Below are 12,840 nucleotides of genomic sequence, written 5' to 3' on the forward strand. Positions count from 1 at the left end.
CTCGGCGCCCGCTGCTTGCCGGCGGTCCCGGTCGTGCGGTTACCGAGCAGATCTCGCGTCATCGCCGCCGGGTCACACAGGGCAGGCAGGGGCGACAGTTCATCCATGACGCCGTCAAGCGGCGGCGGTGCGGTGTGACGCCGCCGAGGAAGTCACCGTCCGGCGGGAGCTTCGCCATGACGCCGGGAGACCTGCGCAACCCGCTGGCCGCACGTTTGACCACCTCGCGTGGCTGACGCGCCGACGATGTGGGCTGACTCGACCTGCTGAGGCGGGCCCCGTACCGCTGGATCACACTCGGCGTACGACGAGTCCCGGCTTGACCGCTGCCTCGTCAGGGGTGATCGGTGGTGCGGTACCGGCGGAAGATGGTCCAGTAGAAGATGCCGATCATGATGCCGCCGCCGACGATGTTGCCGAGGGTGACGGGGACCAGGTTGTGCAGGACGAAATGGGCCCAGGTGAGGTCGGCGAAGTCGGCCTTGACGAGCCCGGCGCCGCTCCAGAAGCCAGCGCCCGCGTTGTCCTTGATCAGCAGGCCGAGCGGGATCATGAACATGTTGGCCACCGAGTGCTCGAAGCCCGTGGAGACGAAGAGGGCGACGGGCATGGTGACCGCCAGGATCTTGTCGGTGGCGGTACGGCCGGAGTACGCGGCCCATACGGCGAGGCACACCATGAGGTTGCACAGGATGCCGAGCGTAAAGGCCTCCACGTACGTGTGCTGGACCTTCGCCAGCGCACTGTGCAGCACCACCCCACCCCAAGCGCCGTTCGCATTGCGCCAGACGCCGCCGAGGTACACGAGCGCCAGAATCGTCAGCGCGCCCGCGAAGTTGGCGACGTAGACGACGCCCCAGTTCCGGAAGAGTTGAGCCCAGGTGATGCGCCCGCTGGCCCGCGCCGTCAGCGTCAACGTCGAGGACGTGAACAGCTCCGCGCCGGTCAGCACGACCAGCACCAGACCGGTGGCGAAGGCGATGCCGCCGACCACCTTCGCCCCACCCCACCAGGCCAGGTTCTCCGCACCTACCTGGCTGGTGGTGTAGAAGACGAACCCCAGCGCAATGAAGGCACCACCGGTGAGCCCGAGCATGAAGGACTTCAGAGGCTTGCTCGTGGCCTTGCCGTACGCGGCGTCCTCGGCCGTCTGAGCCACCTGGGCCGGACTGAGCATGAACGGCTCAGAGATCGTAGACATGGGGCGAATCGTAGGCAGGGACATGCCCGGTTCAGCACGGGCAGAAGGAACTACCGGGACCGGCCGATGGTCACCACACGCCGGTCGCCGCGAGCCCGACAGCCGAGTCGGTCCAGGGAGCCGAGCCGAAGACTCACCGCGTGCCGATCGAAAGAACCTACTCCGAGCCGCTCGGCACCACGGGAGACCATCTCGTCGGCCGCCCTGTCGAGCCAGGTACAGATCGGTCGATCGCTTCGAGGTGTTCCGGTGGCCCAGCAAGGGAACCCACCCACACCACTTCGGCCGTCGACGACCTCACCCGACAGGCCAGCCTCGCTGCCTGGCAGAGCCGATCTCCGCCACCACAACAAAAAACGACACGATCAACCAAACCAGACTCAACCTTCACGGCTCCCGCTACTCAAACCTCCGGCGGCCGCGAACGATGGCGACCGTGTTGAGGAGGGCGAGAACTCCGCCGATGCCGGCGATGACCAGGCCCAGCGAGACGGCGCCCCCATGGGCCGCGGCCGGGACGAGCAACAGAGTGACGGCCGCGGCCGACAAGGCGGCGCCGACGTACTGGGCGGTGCGGTAAAGGCCGCTGGCGATGCCGAGAGCCGCTGTCGGGGCCGCGGCGTGCAGCTCGCCCTGGTTGCCGAGGTTGTTGAAGCCGTTGGGCACACCGAGCAATGCACCGACGACGATCATCGTCCACCACGCAGCGTCGTCGCGCAGGACCAGCGCCATGCTCATGCCTGCGATCACGGTGGTGACGCCGCCGATGATCAGCAGGGCGCGGGGCTGCAAGATCCGGCCGGCGAAGGTGGCCGCCATGGTGCTGAGCACGCCGGTGCCGAAGATCGGCATCATCAGCAGCCCGGCCTGGGCGGAGCCGAGCCCCCGCGTGGTCTCGAACCACTGGGGCAGGCCGTAGAAGACGGCGTAGAAACCGATGAAGGTCAGTACCGCCCGGCCGCAGGTGGTCAGTACACCGCGGTGGCGCAGCAGCAACCGGACGTCCACGAAGGGAGTCGCCGCGCGGCGTTCCCGCAGCAGGAAAGCCGCCCAGCAGGGCAGTGACAGGACGACCGGCAGCAGGGAACCGGCCTGGCCGAGGCGCAGCAACCCGGCCATCAGCAGGGTCAGGGCGGCGGTGAAGAGCACCAGCCCGGGCAGGTCCAGCCGGCCCAGCAGACCCTGCCGCCGACCGAGAGGTGGATCCTTGGGCACCGTGGCGTACAGCCAGACGGCCGAGTTGAGAACGAGCGGCAGATTGACCCAGAAGATGCTCTGCCAGCCGAACGCCGAGACCAGGACGCCGCCGACCGAGGGCCCGATGGCCGCGACGGTCTGCCCGCACAGCGCGATCGTCCCCATGGATCTTCGCTGGCCCTCGCCCGGGGTGCCGGCGAGCCGGCGCACGAGCACCATCGCGGCCGGGAAATGCACCGACGCGCCGATCCCCATCAGGACGCGGTCCGCGACGAGCCAGCCAGCCGAGGGCGCGAACGGCCCAGCGATCGCGGTGAGCAGCACGACGGCGAGCCCGGCGGCGTAGAGCCGCCGGGCTCCGAACAGGTCGACGAGGCGGCCCATGGCGGGCGAGGCCACAGCACAGGCGATGTACATGCCGGAGACCAGCCACGGAAGGGCGGCGGTCTCGCCGAAGTGGGCGCCGATGGACACCAGCGCGACCGCGATCATCGAGGAGTTGAAGCCCTGCAGCACAGTGCCCGAACCGAGCACCCAGCCGAGCTGGCGGGATAGCGATTTCACTTAGCCGGTGACCTGGCCCGGTAGCAGGATACGGATGTCCGGGTGTGCGGCCAGCCGGGTCAGCACCCGCTCGGCGACGTCGGCGAAGCAGGCCTGGCCGAGGACCCAGCCGAACCAGCTCAACCCGAGGAACCGGGGGCCGGTGACGGCCGCGTCGGCCAGGAGCTGGTCGACGGTGTCGTCGAGCAGTCGTTCGTAGTCGCCGAAGGGCAGGCCCCGGGTGTAGAGCGCGAACATGTCCTCGGTCTCCAGCCCGAACGGCAGCGCGGTGAGGCCGTCACCGACCGGGACGGGCACCTCGTCCAGCGGCCAGTCACCGAACCAGGCGAAACCGGCGCCACGCAGGATGCCACTGGTCAACGGCGTGCTTGCGCGTTCGGGAGAGAACCAGCCGGTGGATGTGCGGCCGGTGGCCGCTTCGACCGCGGCGCGCGCCTCCCGTATGTACCGCTGCTGCTCGTCGGGGGTCATGGCGGGAGACAGGATCGCGTTGGCCGCCTCACCTCGCACAACGATCTCACCGGCCAGGGACGAGACCGCTGCGGCCAACCCGGGTAGCCGGGTGCCGTAGGAATCGAGGGCGACCGCCACCGGCACGTTCAGGCCGGCCGCGATGTCCAGGAGCCGGAAGATCCCGGTGGTGAGACCGAAGTCCCATTGCGATAGCCGTGCGACCTGACCGTGGCGGGGCTCGCTGGTCTCGCGGCCGACACCACCCTGCATCGCCGCGGGCTTGTGCCGCGGCGGCAGCACGACGTCCTGGTATGCCGGCGCGTGCAACAGCACGCTGACCGTGAGCGGGGCATCGGCTTGCCACGGGGGCCGTGACGGTTCGTAGGAGCGCGGGATGTCCGGGGCGTAGACGATCGCGTCGGCGGGGTGTGGGATCAGGGTCATCGGGCGAGTCCCTCGGCGTGGGCGACCTGTTCGTCGTAGTGGTGCTCGAGATAGTGATCGGTGATCTCGCCGGCTGTGGTGACCCAGATCCGCTCGTCGCCGCGGACATGGTCGAAGATCTCCGCCAGGTACCGGGCCAGGTACGGCTGTCCGGAGACGAACGGGTGGGTGGCCAGGCAGGCGACGCGGCCCTGTCCGTCGCGGTCGCTGTCGCGCAGCAGCCGGTCGATCTGGGCTTTCGCGATGGCCACGAAGTACTCGCCGGTGAAGTGCTTGGCGTGCAGCAGCGGCACATCGTTGAGCATGAACGAGTACGGGATCGACACCAGCCGGTCGCCGGTCGCGGTGCGCAGCGGGCGCGGCTGTTCGTCGTGGATCCAGTCGGCGTGGTAGGTCATGCCGTGCTTGACCATCAGGTCACAGGTGTTGTCGGTGCCGCTGACCTTCGGGCCCAGCATGCCCTTGATCCGCCGCCCGCCGTAGTAGGTCTCGGCCAGGCGTTGCGAAAGGGCCAGGAACGCGTCCTCGTCGTCGTAGGCCATGTCGTAGATCGGGCGCAGGTTGGAGATGCCGTGGCTCATGATCTCCCAGTCCCGCTCGAACATGGCGTCGCGGACCTCAGGCATTTCCTCCAGCACCGACAGGCTCAGCGAGACCGAGGCGGGCATCGCGAACTGGTCGCTGACGCGCAGCATGCGCCAGAACCCGGCCCGGTTGCCGAAGTCGCGGTGCGCGTAGTGCTGCAGGTCAGGTGCGGTGACCCGGCCCTGCGGGGAGCCGCCGCCGGGCGGGACGTAGTCGTAGTGCTCGATGTTGGGCGCGTGCCAGAAGGCGAGTGTTCTGCCCTGCGGCCAGGTGACCTGTGGCCGGCCGGGCAGGGGGGCGTAGACGAGGCGGTCGTTGTTGTCGATCATGCGGCCAGCCGCTTCAGGGTCTCGTCGAGGGAGACGACGTCGGCGAACCGGTCCTGCATGTCCCAGAGCGACACCTCGCCGGACAGGGTGCGGAAGTCGTCGACGCATTCCTCGACCACTGACACGCGCAGGCTGCGGTAGGCGGCGTCCATGACGGTGGCACGGACACAGCCGCTGGTGCTGGTGCCGGCGACGATCACCTCGTCGGTACCCAGCTTGGCCAGCAGGTCGTCCAGGCCGGTCCGGTAGAAGCCGGTGGCGACCGTCTTCTCCACGACGTGGTCGCCGTCCTGCACGGCTACGACCGAGCTGACCTCGGTCCACGGGTTGCCGCGCTCGCAGCGTTCGGTGAGCGAGGAACGGACCCTCTGGGCGAGCATCCGGTCATCGAGCGAGTCGAGGATCATGACGAGATAGATCACCGGCACGCCCGCGGCCCGGGCGGAATCCAGCAGGGCTGCGGTGTTGCGCAGGGCGATCGCTGCCGAGGGACCGCAGCCCTCGTGCTCGACGAACGCCTTCTGGAAGTCCACCACGAGCACGGCCGGGTTCTCCCCCGGCCCGATACGGGTCCGCTCGGCCCGTAGCTCGCGGATCCGGGCCACCTCGGCGTTCCAGTCGGTCATGGCGTTACACCCTTCTTCAGATACGGAAGATCGTTCATCAGTACGACGTCGGCGATCTTGGCCGCGATGTCGTTCAGGTTGGCCTCGTGGATCGCCGGGTCCCGGTCGCCGACGGCTTCGCGGACCACGAGCGGGACGAAGCCGTGCTGGAGTGCGTCCAGGGCACTGGCGCGCACACAGCCGCTGGTGGAGAGCCCGGCGATGAGCAGGGTGTCGATGCGTCGGGCGGTGAGTGACGCGGCCAGGGCAGTGCCGAAGAAGGCACTGGGGTACTGCTTGGTCAGCAGCATCTCGCCGGGCCGGTGTTCCAGGCCGGCGATCGGCTCGGCGAGTGGGTTGCCGGCGGCGAACGCGGCGCTGCCGGGGACCTTGCGCGCGAAGAGGCCGCCGTCGCCGGGTTGCTCGTGCCGGACCCGCGTGATGATGACGGGCAGGCCGGCCGCGCGGACGAGCGCCAGCAGCTCCCGCATCCGGTCGACGGCATCCTCGACGCCGGCGTACAGCGGTGAGCCGGGCTCGGTGTAGGCGCGGGCCGGATCGATCAGCAGCAGCGCGGGTCGCTCACCCGGATCGAGGTGTCCGCCGAAGATCATGCGGCCACCTGGACGAAGGTCTTCGCCGCGAGCACCGGGGCGATCCGTTCCTTGATGACGGCGACGTGGTCGGGGTGGGTCCGGTAGCCCTCCCAGGCGGCCTGGTCGGCGAAAGTCAGGTGGAAGACCAGGGTGGCGTTGCCTGGGGTGAGGCCGGCGTCCCGGTCCACCTTGGCCTCGACGAGCCCGGGGATCGTCGCGGGCAGCGCGAGCAGCCCGGCCACGATCGCGTCGGCGTTCTCGGCGGTGGCCTCGTCGACCAAGGTCAGCATGCCGATGTGCTGGAACATGTGCTCTCCTCGGGTGGGTCAGTGGTCTGCCAGCAGGCGGCCGTGGCCGGTCAGCTGGTCGGGGATGCCTTGAGCACGCAAGGCGTGCCACACCGTCGCCGCGTTGATGGCGATGACCGGCTTGCCGAGCTCGGCTTCCAGCTCGGCGGCCACGGCTACGGCGGCGAGGTTCGTGCCGGCCTGCACAAGAACGTCGACGTCCGGCGCGTCGACCTCCAGGAACGCCGCCCGGATCTCCGCGGGCGTGACGTCGGCGATGGAGGTGGCGCTGTCGCACTTGAATCCGCGTACGGCGGCCACGTCGTAGCCGAGGTCGGTGAAGAAGGTACGGACCTGCTCGTCACCGACCGGCTGGTAAGGGGTGATCACGGCGATTCGGCGGGCGCCGAAGGCCTTGAGCGCGGCGTCGCAGGCGGCGGCGCCGCTGGAGACCTCCAGGCCGGAGATCTCCCGAATGTGCTTCTCGAAGTCGGCGTTCCCGGCGGCCCCGCCCCAGAACGTCTCGGCGGACATGCCCATGACGATGCGGTCGGGCAGACAGGTGACGACGTCGCGGACGGCGGTGTCGAGCTGCGTGCGCAGGTCTTCGAGGAACGCCACCATGTCGTCGTCTCCGCCCAGACCGGGCTTCGCGATGTAGATGCGGCCCGTGTGGAAGCTGACGCCGGGTGGGCGCATGTCGTTGTACTCGGCCTCGACGACGGTGTTGGTGGACGGCACGATCACGCCGAGGACGGCGCGGGGGGAGGTGACGGTGGTCATGCGGGCTCTCCTTCGGTGAGCAACGTGGCAAGGTCGGACCAGGTCCGGGTGAGAGTGGTGTCGGCGCTGCCTTCGGCGGCTATCGAGGCGTAGGCGGAGTACACCGCGCGGGTGGCGGCGAGCAGCCCAGCGACCGGGAAGAGCACGACGGCGACGCCGGCGGCCCGCAGGTCGTCGAGCTCGGCCGGGCCGGGCAGTTCCCGGGCGGCCTCGCTGCGGCTGATCACCAGCGGCAGCCGGGTGGCCTGGTGCACCCGCAGCAGCCGGTCGGTGTCGAGTTCGCCCTCGAGGAACAGCAGGTCGGCTCCGGCCGCCGCATAGGCCCGCAGGCGGTCCAGCGCGGCGTCGAAGCCCTCGGGCAGCAGGGCGTCGGTACGGGCGATCACCAGCAGTTCCGTACGCGCGGCGACCGCAGCCCGGATCTTGGCGGCCATCGCCGTCGTACCGATGAGTTGTTTGCCCTGCTCGTGACCCTCGCGCTTGGGGTGTCGCTGATCCTCCAACTGGATGGCGGCCGCGCCGGCGCGTTCGTAGGCGCGGACGGTCGCCGCGACCTGGTCCGGGCCGCCGTAGCCGTCGTCGCCGTCGGCGATGAGTGGGACGCCGGTGCTCGCGGCCAACCGGCGGATCTGGGCGACCATGTCGGAACGGCCCACGTAGCCGTTGTCGAGCGCACCGAGCGCTGTCGCTGCGACCGCTGCCCCGGAGACGTACCCGGCAGGAAAGGACGTGAGGGCTCGGGCGGAGACCGCGTCGTGTGCGCCCGGCGCGAAGACGACGGGCCCGGTGGCGAGAGCGGCGGCGAGGCGGCGGCCGGCGGGGCTCGGCACGCGCGGCCCGGCGGCGCGCAGCCCGGCCGCCAGCTGCCGGCGTGACGTACTCCATGAGGTGAGCATCGAACTGCCGAGCAGGTAGCGGCGGGCCAGTTCCGGGTCGGCGGCCGTCTTGCCCAGGCTCAGCGCGCGCTTGTGGCGGGCGCCGGTGTCCGACTCCTGCAGGTCGGCATAGTTGCGCCTGGTCGTCGTCTGCACGTAGGAGACGGCGGCGTCGCGGCGCGCCTCGGCGTACGCGCGGGCGCAGCCGCCCGGGTCGGCGCCTTCCAGGGCGGCCAGGACCGCGTCGGCGGCGGCCCAGGCGTCCTGGACGCCGCTGTTCATCCCGAGCCCGCCGAGCGGATTGTTGACGTGTGCGGCGTCCCCGGTGATCAGTACCCGGCCGGCGGCGAAGGTCGCGGCGACCCGCTGGTGGACGGCGTAGACGGTGATGTGCTCCAGCGGGTAGTCCTCGGCACGGGGCACGATGCGCCGTAGCCGGGTCTGCACTGCTCGCGGGTCGGTGGCCTGCTCGTCGGTCACGTCCGCGGCGATCTGCATGAGGATGCGCCAGTGCCGGGGGGTGCGCAGCAGCACGCCCCAGTCGTCCGGGTCGGACACGTACGACACCGGCGCCAGACCGGGGATGTCGTCGGCGAGCTCGTGCGTGGTGGAGGCGACCAGGAACCGCTCGGGGAAGGTGAAGCCCTCGAACGCGATGCCGAGGCTCTTGCGCACGGCCGAACCGGCGCCGTCCGCGGCGATGACCCAGCGGCCGCGATACGAGGGTTCGCGGCCGTCGCCGGGCACGAAAACCCCCACGCCGTCGCTGCCGATCTCGACCCGCCGCACCGGGGCGCCGAAGACGAGCCGGGCGTTCGGCAGCTCACGCAACCGGCTGGCGATGATCTCGGTGAGGTTGTTCTGCTCGCTCTGCAGCCGGTACGGATACTTCGTGTCGCCGGCCAGCACCGCCAGGTCGAGGTCGGCGAGCACCGTCCCGGTCCGGTCGCGATACTGGAACGTCCGGGCGATCAGGCCCCGCTCGTGCAGCGCGTCAGCCACGCCCAGCTCGTCGAGGATCTCCAGCGTCGGCGGGTGGAACGTCGACGCGCGGGACTCGGCGGCGAGCGTGTCGCCAGCCTCGAGGACGACGACGTCGACGCCGCGCCGGGCGAGCGCGAGCGCCGCCACCATGCCGACGGGGCCCATCCCCACGACGACGACGGTCGCGGGGGAAGGCAGGGGGTTGGTCATGCGGGTTGTTCCCTTCACAGTAGGTCCGTGAGGCGGATCGGGAGCCGGCGCAGCCGCCGGCCGGTCGCGTGGAAGACCGCGTTGGCCACGGCGGCGGCCACGCCGACCATGGCGACCTCGCCGAGGCCTTTGACACCGAGGGGGTTGAGCAGCGGGTCCGGCCGGTTGACGAAGTCCACGTCGATCACGCCGATGTCGGCGTTGACCGTGACCGGGTAGTCCTCCAGCGTCGCGTTGAGAAAGCCGCCGTGACGGGGGTCGGTCTCCAGGTGCTCGCGCAGCGCACCACCCAGTCCCCAGACAACGCCGCCGCGGACCTGCGCGGCGGCGGTGACCGGGCTGGCCACCCGGCCGCAGTCGGCGACGCTGACCACCCGGGGCACGCGGATGCGGCGGGTGACCGGTTCGACCGCCACCTCGACGAAGTGCGCGATGAAGCTGTACGCCGTGAACGTCGGGTACACCGGGCCCGCTGCGGCCAGCAGGCCCTGCCGGGCGCGGTCGAGCATCGCCTCCGGCAGGCCGTTCCCGGCGGTAGCGACGGACGGCGGGTCGGCCGGGTCCCGGTCCTGCCGGTCCCGTTCGGTGCGCAGGCGGGCCAGCGCGGCATGCACGGCGGGAAGGGCGGAGGCTGTCCCCCAGGATCCTGCGGTGAGGTGCTGGGCGCCGTCGAGGGTGTCGCCCAGCCGGACGTTCACCCGGTCCACTTCGATGTCGAGGTCTGCGGCGACCAGCAGGGCCACCGCCGAGCGCAGCCCCTGACCCATCTCGTGGCCGTCGACGAGGACGGTGACCGAGCCGTCGGCGTGCACCTCGATGGTCGCGGAGGCCGCGGCGGTCGACGCAGGATAGGCGCCGATGGCGACTCCCCAGCCGAGTTCGGTGCCGTCCGGTCCGCGCATCCGGCCCGGGCGGGGGTCCCGTTCCGCCCAGCCGAAGAGCTCCGCGCCCCGGCGCAGACACTCGCCGACGTGCCGGCTGGAGAACCGCAGCCCGCTCACCGGGTCGGTGGTGGTGTCGTTGGCCAGCCGGAGCGCGACCGGGTCGAGGCCGAGGGCGTACGCCAGTTCGTCCACCGCGGACTCGAACGCCCAGACGGCCGGTTGCTCGTACGGCGCGCGCATGTAGCCGGGGGTCTGGACATCGGTCCGGACCAGGTGCTGACTGCCGCCGAATGCGCGGTAGCCGTACAGCCGCGAGGTGACCTTGGTGTAGGAGGCGGGGAACAGGTCGTGCCGGGAGGTCTGCTGGGTAGCGTCGTGCAGCGCGGCCACGATCAGGCCGTCGGCCTGCGCGCCGAGGCGGACCCGGTGCCGGCTACGCGGGCGGAAGCTGCCCTGGTGGAAGGTCTGGGTACGGGTCAGCTCCAGCCGCACCGGGCGGCCGATCCGGCGGGCGGCCAGGGCCAGCGGGCCCAGGTGCGGCTGCAGGGCGTTCTTCTGCCCGAACCCGCCGCCCAGGTACGGCGACACGACCCGCACCAGCTCTGGGTCGATGCCGAGCTGACGGGCCAGTCCGTGCCGCACGGCCCCGGCGTTCTGCGTTCCCTCGTGGACGGTCAGACGGTCGCCGTTCCAGGCGACGATGCTGGCGAGCAGTTCCAGCGGGGCGGCGTTCTGCGCCGGATGATCGTAGGTGGCGTCGACGTGAACGGGGGCCGCGGCGTACTCGGCCTGCGGATCGCCGACGACGATGTCCGCGGCGAACGGGATCGGGATGGCTTCCTGCTGGCGCACCGTCTCCGCGTGCTCGTCGTCGAGGCCGGTGATCGCCGGTTCGGCGGCATAGTCGGCGGTCACCGCGTCGGCGGCCGCGCGGGCCGCGACCACGGTGTCCGCCACCACCAGGGCTATCGGCTGGCCGCGGTAGGCGATCCGGTCGCCCAGCAGGGGCTGGAAGCTCTGCACCGCGAAACCGCCGGCCATGTTGTGCCCGGCTGGGCGCAGTTCGTCCGGGGACAGGCGGGTCAGCACGAGGCGAACCCCCGGCACTGCCTCGGCCGCGCCGGTGTGCACGGCTGTCACCCGCCCCCGGGCGATCGTCGCCACCGCCAGCGCGGCATGCAGCATCCCCTCGGGGTGGTGGTCGGTGGCGAACCGGACGGCTCCGGTGACCTTGTCCCGGGCGTCGACGCGGGTCATGCCGTGGCCCGCTCGTACGCGATGGTGAGGGCTTCGATGACGGCCCGGCGGCCCAGCTCCACCTTGTAGCCGTTTGCGCGGCCGGGCCGTGCGCCGCTGAGGGCGAGTTCAGCGGCCGTGCGGAACTGCAGGGTGCCGGGAGGCTGCCCGATCAGGGCATGCTCGGCGGAGGGTGTGCGCCAGGGCACGGTGGCGACGCCGCCGAGGGCGAGGCGGCAGTCGCGGATCCGGCCGGTGGTGTCGAGGTCGAGCGCGGCGGCGCAGGAGGCGAGGGCGAACGCGTACGACTCCCGCGGCCGGATCTTGACGTAGGTCGAGGCGCGTGCGGCGGCCGTGGCGGGAACCCGGATCCGCAGGATCAGCTCGCCGGAGGCCAGGGTGTGCTCGCGGTCCGGGTGATCGCCCGGTGCGAGATGCAGACCGGCGAGCGGGATTGTCCGCTCGCCATTCGGGCCGGTGAGGTCGATGACGGCGTCGAAGGCGAGCAGGGCGATGGCGGCGTCGCCGGGGTAGACGGCTGTGCAGTGTGCGCTGGTGCCGAGCACGGCCTGGCCGTTGTCGAGGCCGTCGGCTGCTGAGCAGCCGCTGCCGGGCGCGCGCTTGTGGCACGGCAGTGCCGGAACAGCCCGGAAGTAGCAGCAGCGGGTGCGCTGCAGCAGATTGCCGCCGAGCGTCGCCGACGAGCGGATCTGGGGCGAGGCCGCCCGCGACAGGGATTCGGACAGGGCAGGAAAGTCACGGACCACCGCGGGGTGCGCGGCGACGTCGGCCATCCGGCTGGCGGCACCGAGGACCAGCCCGTCCGGGCCGGCTTCGATCCCGGCGAGTTCGGGCACCCGCTGAATGTCGATGACCGTGGCCGGCTGTTCGACGCCGAGCTTCATGAGGTCGTACAGGGTGGTGCCGCCGGCGAGCAGCCGGACGCCGGGCCCGGCCTGGCTCAGCGCCCGGACGGCGGCCTCGGCGCTGTCGGCCCGCAGATAGGTGAACGCGTGCACGGGTCAGCCCGCCGCACAGGCCCGGACAGCGGCCACGATGCCCGGGTACGCGCCGCAGCGGCACAGGTTGCCGCTCATGTACTCGCGGACGGTCGCCTCGTCGTGGGCGTTGCCTTCGGCCACGCAGGCCAGCGCGGACATGATCTGGCCCGGCGTGCAGTATCCGCACTGCAGTGCGTCGTGCTCGATGAAGGCCTGCTGCATGGGGTGCAGGGCGCCGTCCGGTCCCGCAACGCCCTCGATCGTGCGCACCGCACGGTCATCGGCCTGTACGGCGGGGGTCAGGCACGCCAGCACCCGCCGGCCGTCGAGATGGACCGTGCACGCACCGCACTGGCCGTGGTCGCAACCCCGCTTGGCGCCGGTGAGCCCGAGCCGGTCGCGGAGTACCTCGAGCAGCGACTCCCGCGGATCCAGCACGAGCCGAACGTCCCCGTCGTTGACGGTGCACGCGACCGCAATCTGGCTTCCGATCGTCATGTGTTCCTCTCTGCGGAACAAGATTCAAGTGCCCGGGATCCGGGCAAGATCGAGTAAAGATGCTCTACCTGCAAATTCTTGTTAACTCTTGTTTCGAGAGCGTTGCCT

At 71.0% G+C, this 12,840-nt stretch carries 12 protein-coding genes; all 12 read right to left on the reverse strand.

Features of this window, described 5'->3' with window-relative positions; translation table 11 throughout:
• Window positions 1-334: 334 nt before the first annotated feature.
• A complete protein-coding gene (gene focA, locus BLU81_RS17065; RefSeq protein ID WP_197686259.1) occupies window positions 335-1,201 on the reverse strand; it encodes a formate transporter FocA in 867 nt (288 codons plus the stop codon).
• Window positions 1,202-1,600: 399 nt separating this feature from the next.
• Window positions 1,601-2,962, reverse strand: coding sequence for an MFS transporter (locus BLU81_RS17070; RefSeq protein WP_092545579.1), 1,362 nt, complete (start codon window positions 2,960-2,962; stop codon window positions 1,601-1,603).
• Window positions 2,963-3,859 carry a polysaccharide deacetylase family protein gene (locus tag BLU81_RS17075; protein ID WP_092545580.1) on the reverse strand — a complete coding sequence of 299 codons (897 nt, stop codon included), beginning with the start codon at window positions 3,857-3,859 and terminating at the stop codon, window positions 2,963-2,965.
• The gene (locus BLU81_RS17080; RefSeq protein WP_092545581.1) at window positions 3,856-4,773 is read right to left on the reverse strand and encodes a polysaccharide deacetylase family protein; all 918 of its coding nucleotides are present in this window, start codon (window positions 4,771-4,773) and stop codon (window positions 3,856-3,858) included. The genes BLU81_RS17075 and BLU81_RS17080 overlap by 4 nt, the downstream gene beginning before the upstream one ends.
• Window positions 4,770-5,399, reverse strand: a complete 630-nt coding sequence (locus BLU81_RS17085; protein WP_092545582.1) for a cysteine hydrolase family protein — start codon at window positions 5,397-5,399, stop codon at window positions 4,770-4,772. The genes BLU81_RS17080 and BLU81_RS17085 overlap by 4 nt, the downstream gene beginning before the upstream one ends.
• A complete protein-coding gene (locus BLU81_RS17090) occupies window positions 5,396-5,992 on the reverse strand; it encodes an isochorismatase family protein (RefSeq protein ID WP_092545583.1) in 597 nt (198 codons plus the stop codon). The genes BLU81_RS17085 and BLU81_RS17090 overlap by 4 nt, the downstream gene beginning before the upstream one ends.
• Window positions 5,989-6,282 carry a Dabb family protein gene (locus tag BLU81_RS17095; RefSeq protein WP_092545584.1) on the reverse strand — a complete coding sequence of 98 codons (294 nt, stop codon included), beginning with the start codon at window positions 6,280-6,282 and terminating at the stop codon, window positions 5,989-5,991. Before BLU81_RS17095 ends, BLU81_RS17090 begins: the two co-directional genes overlap by 4 nt.
• A gap of 18 nt (window positions 6,283-6,300) precedes the next feature.
• On the reverse strand, window positions 6,301-7,044 hold the full coding sequence (locus BLU81_RS17100; protein ID WP_092545585.1) for a maleate cis-trans isomerase family protein: 744 nt from the start codon (window positions 7,042-7,044) through the stop codon (window positions 6,301-6,303).
• Window positions 7,041-9,113: an FAD-dependent oxidoreductase gene (locus tag BLU81_RS17105; RefSeq protein WP_092545586.1), complete on the reverse strand. Its 2,073-nt coding sequence runs from the start codon at window positions 9,111-9,113 to the stop codon at window positions 7,041-7,043. Before BLU81_RS17105 ends, BLU81_RS17100 begins: the two co-directional genes overlap by 4 nt.
• A 14-nt stretch (window positions 9,114-9,127) precedes the next feature.
• Window positions 9,128-11,254, reverse strand: a complete 2,127-nt coding sequence (locus BLU81_RS17110) for a xanthine dehydrogenase family protein molybdopterin-binding subunit (protein ID WP_092545587.1) — start codon at window positions 11,252-11,254, stop codon at window positions 9,128-9,130.
• Window positions 11,251-12,252, reverse strand: a complete 1,002-nt coding sequence (locus tag BLU81_RS17115; RefSeq protein WP_092545588.1) for an FAD binding domain-containing protein — start codon at window positions 12,250-12,252, stop codon at window positions 11,251-11,253. The genes BLU81_RS17110 and BLU81_RS17115 overlap by 4 nt, the downstream gene beginning before the upstream one ends.
• Window positions 12,253-12,255: 3 nt before the next feature.
• Window positions 12,256-12,732, reverse strand: coding sequence for a (2Fe-2S)-binding protein (locus tag BLU81_RS17120; RefSeq protein WP_092545589.1), 477 nt, complete (start codon window positions 12,730-12,732; stop codon window positions 12,256-12,258).
• Window positions 12,733-12,840 lie beyond the last annotated feature (108 nt).

The sequence above is a fragment of the Actinoplanes derwentensis genome (assembly GCF_900104725.1).
In the GTDB taxonomy this organism is placed as follows: domain Bacteria; phylum Actinomycetota; class Actinomycetes; order Mycobacteriales; family Micromonosporaceae; genus Actinoplanes; species Actinoplanes derwentensis.

Bases quoted from the DNA above. Each gene is read 5' to 3' on its own strand.
- BLU81_RS17100 (WP_092545585.1), bottom strand. From the start codon at position 7,044: ATGACCACCGTCACCTCCCCCCGCGCCGTCCTCGGCGTGATCGTGCCG.
- BLU81_RS17095 (WP_092545584.1), bottom strand. From the start codon at position 6,282: ATGTTCCAGCACATCGGCATGCTGACCTTGGTCGACGAGGCCACCGCC.
- BLU81_RS17120 (WP_092545589.1), bottom strand. From the start codon at position 12,732: ATGACGATCGGAAGCCAGATTGCGGTCGCGTGCACCGTCAACGACGGG.
- BLU81_RS17090 (WP_092545583.1), bottom strand. From the start codon at position 5,992: ATGATCTTCGGCGGACACCTCGATCCGGGTGAGCGACCCGCGCTGCTG.
- BLU81_RS17085 (WP_092545582.1), bottom strand. From the start codon at position 5,399: ATGACCGACTGGAACGCCGAGGTGGCCCGGATCCGCGAGCTACGGGCC.
- BLU81_RS17080 (WP_092545581.1), bottom strand. From the start codon at position 4,773: ATGATCGACAACAACGACCGCCTCGTCTACGCCCCCCTGCCCGGCCGG.
- BLU81_RS17110 (WP_092545587.1), bottom strand. From the start codon at position 11,254: ATGACCCGCGTCGACGCCCGGGACAAGGTCACCGGAGCCGTCCGGTTC.
- BLU81_RS17105 (WP_092545586.1), bottom strand. From the start codon at position 9,113: ATGACCAACCCCCTGCCTTCCCCCGCGACCGTCGTCGTCGTGGGGATG.
- focA (WP_197686259.1), bottom strand. From the start codon at position 1,201: ATGTCTACGATCTCTGAGCCGTTCATGCTCAGTCCGGCCCAGGTGGCT.
- BLU81_RS17075 (WP_092545580.1), bottom strand. From the start codon at position 3,859: ATGACCCTGATCCCACACCCCGCCGACGCGATCGTCTACGCCCCGGAC.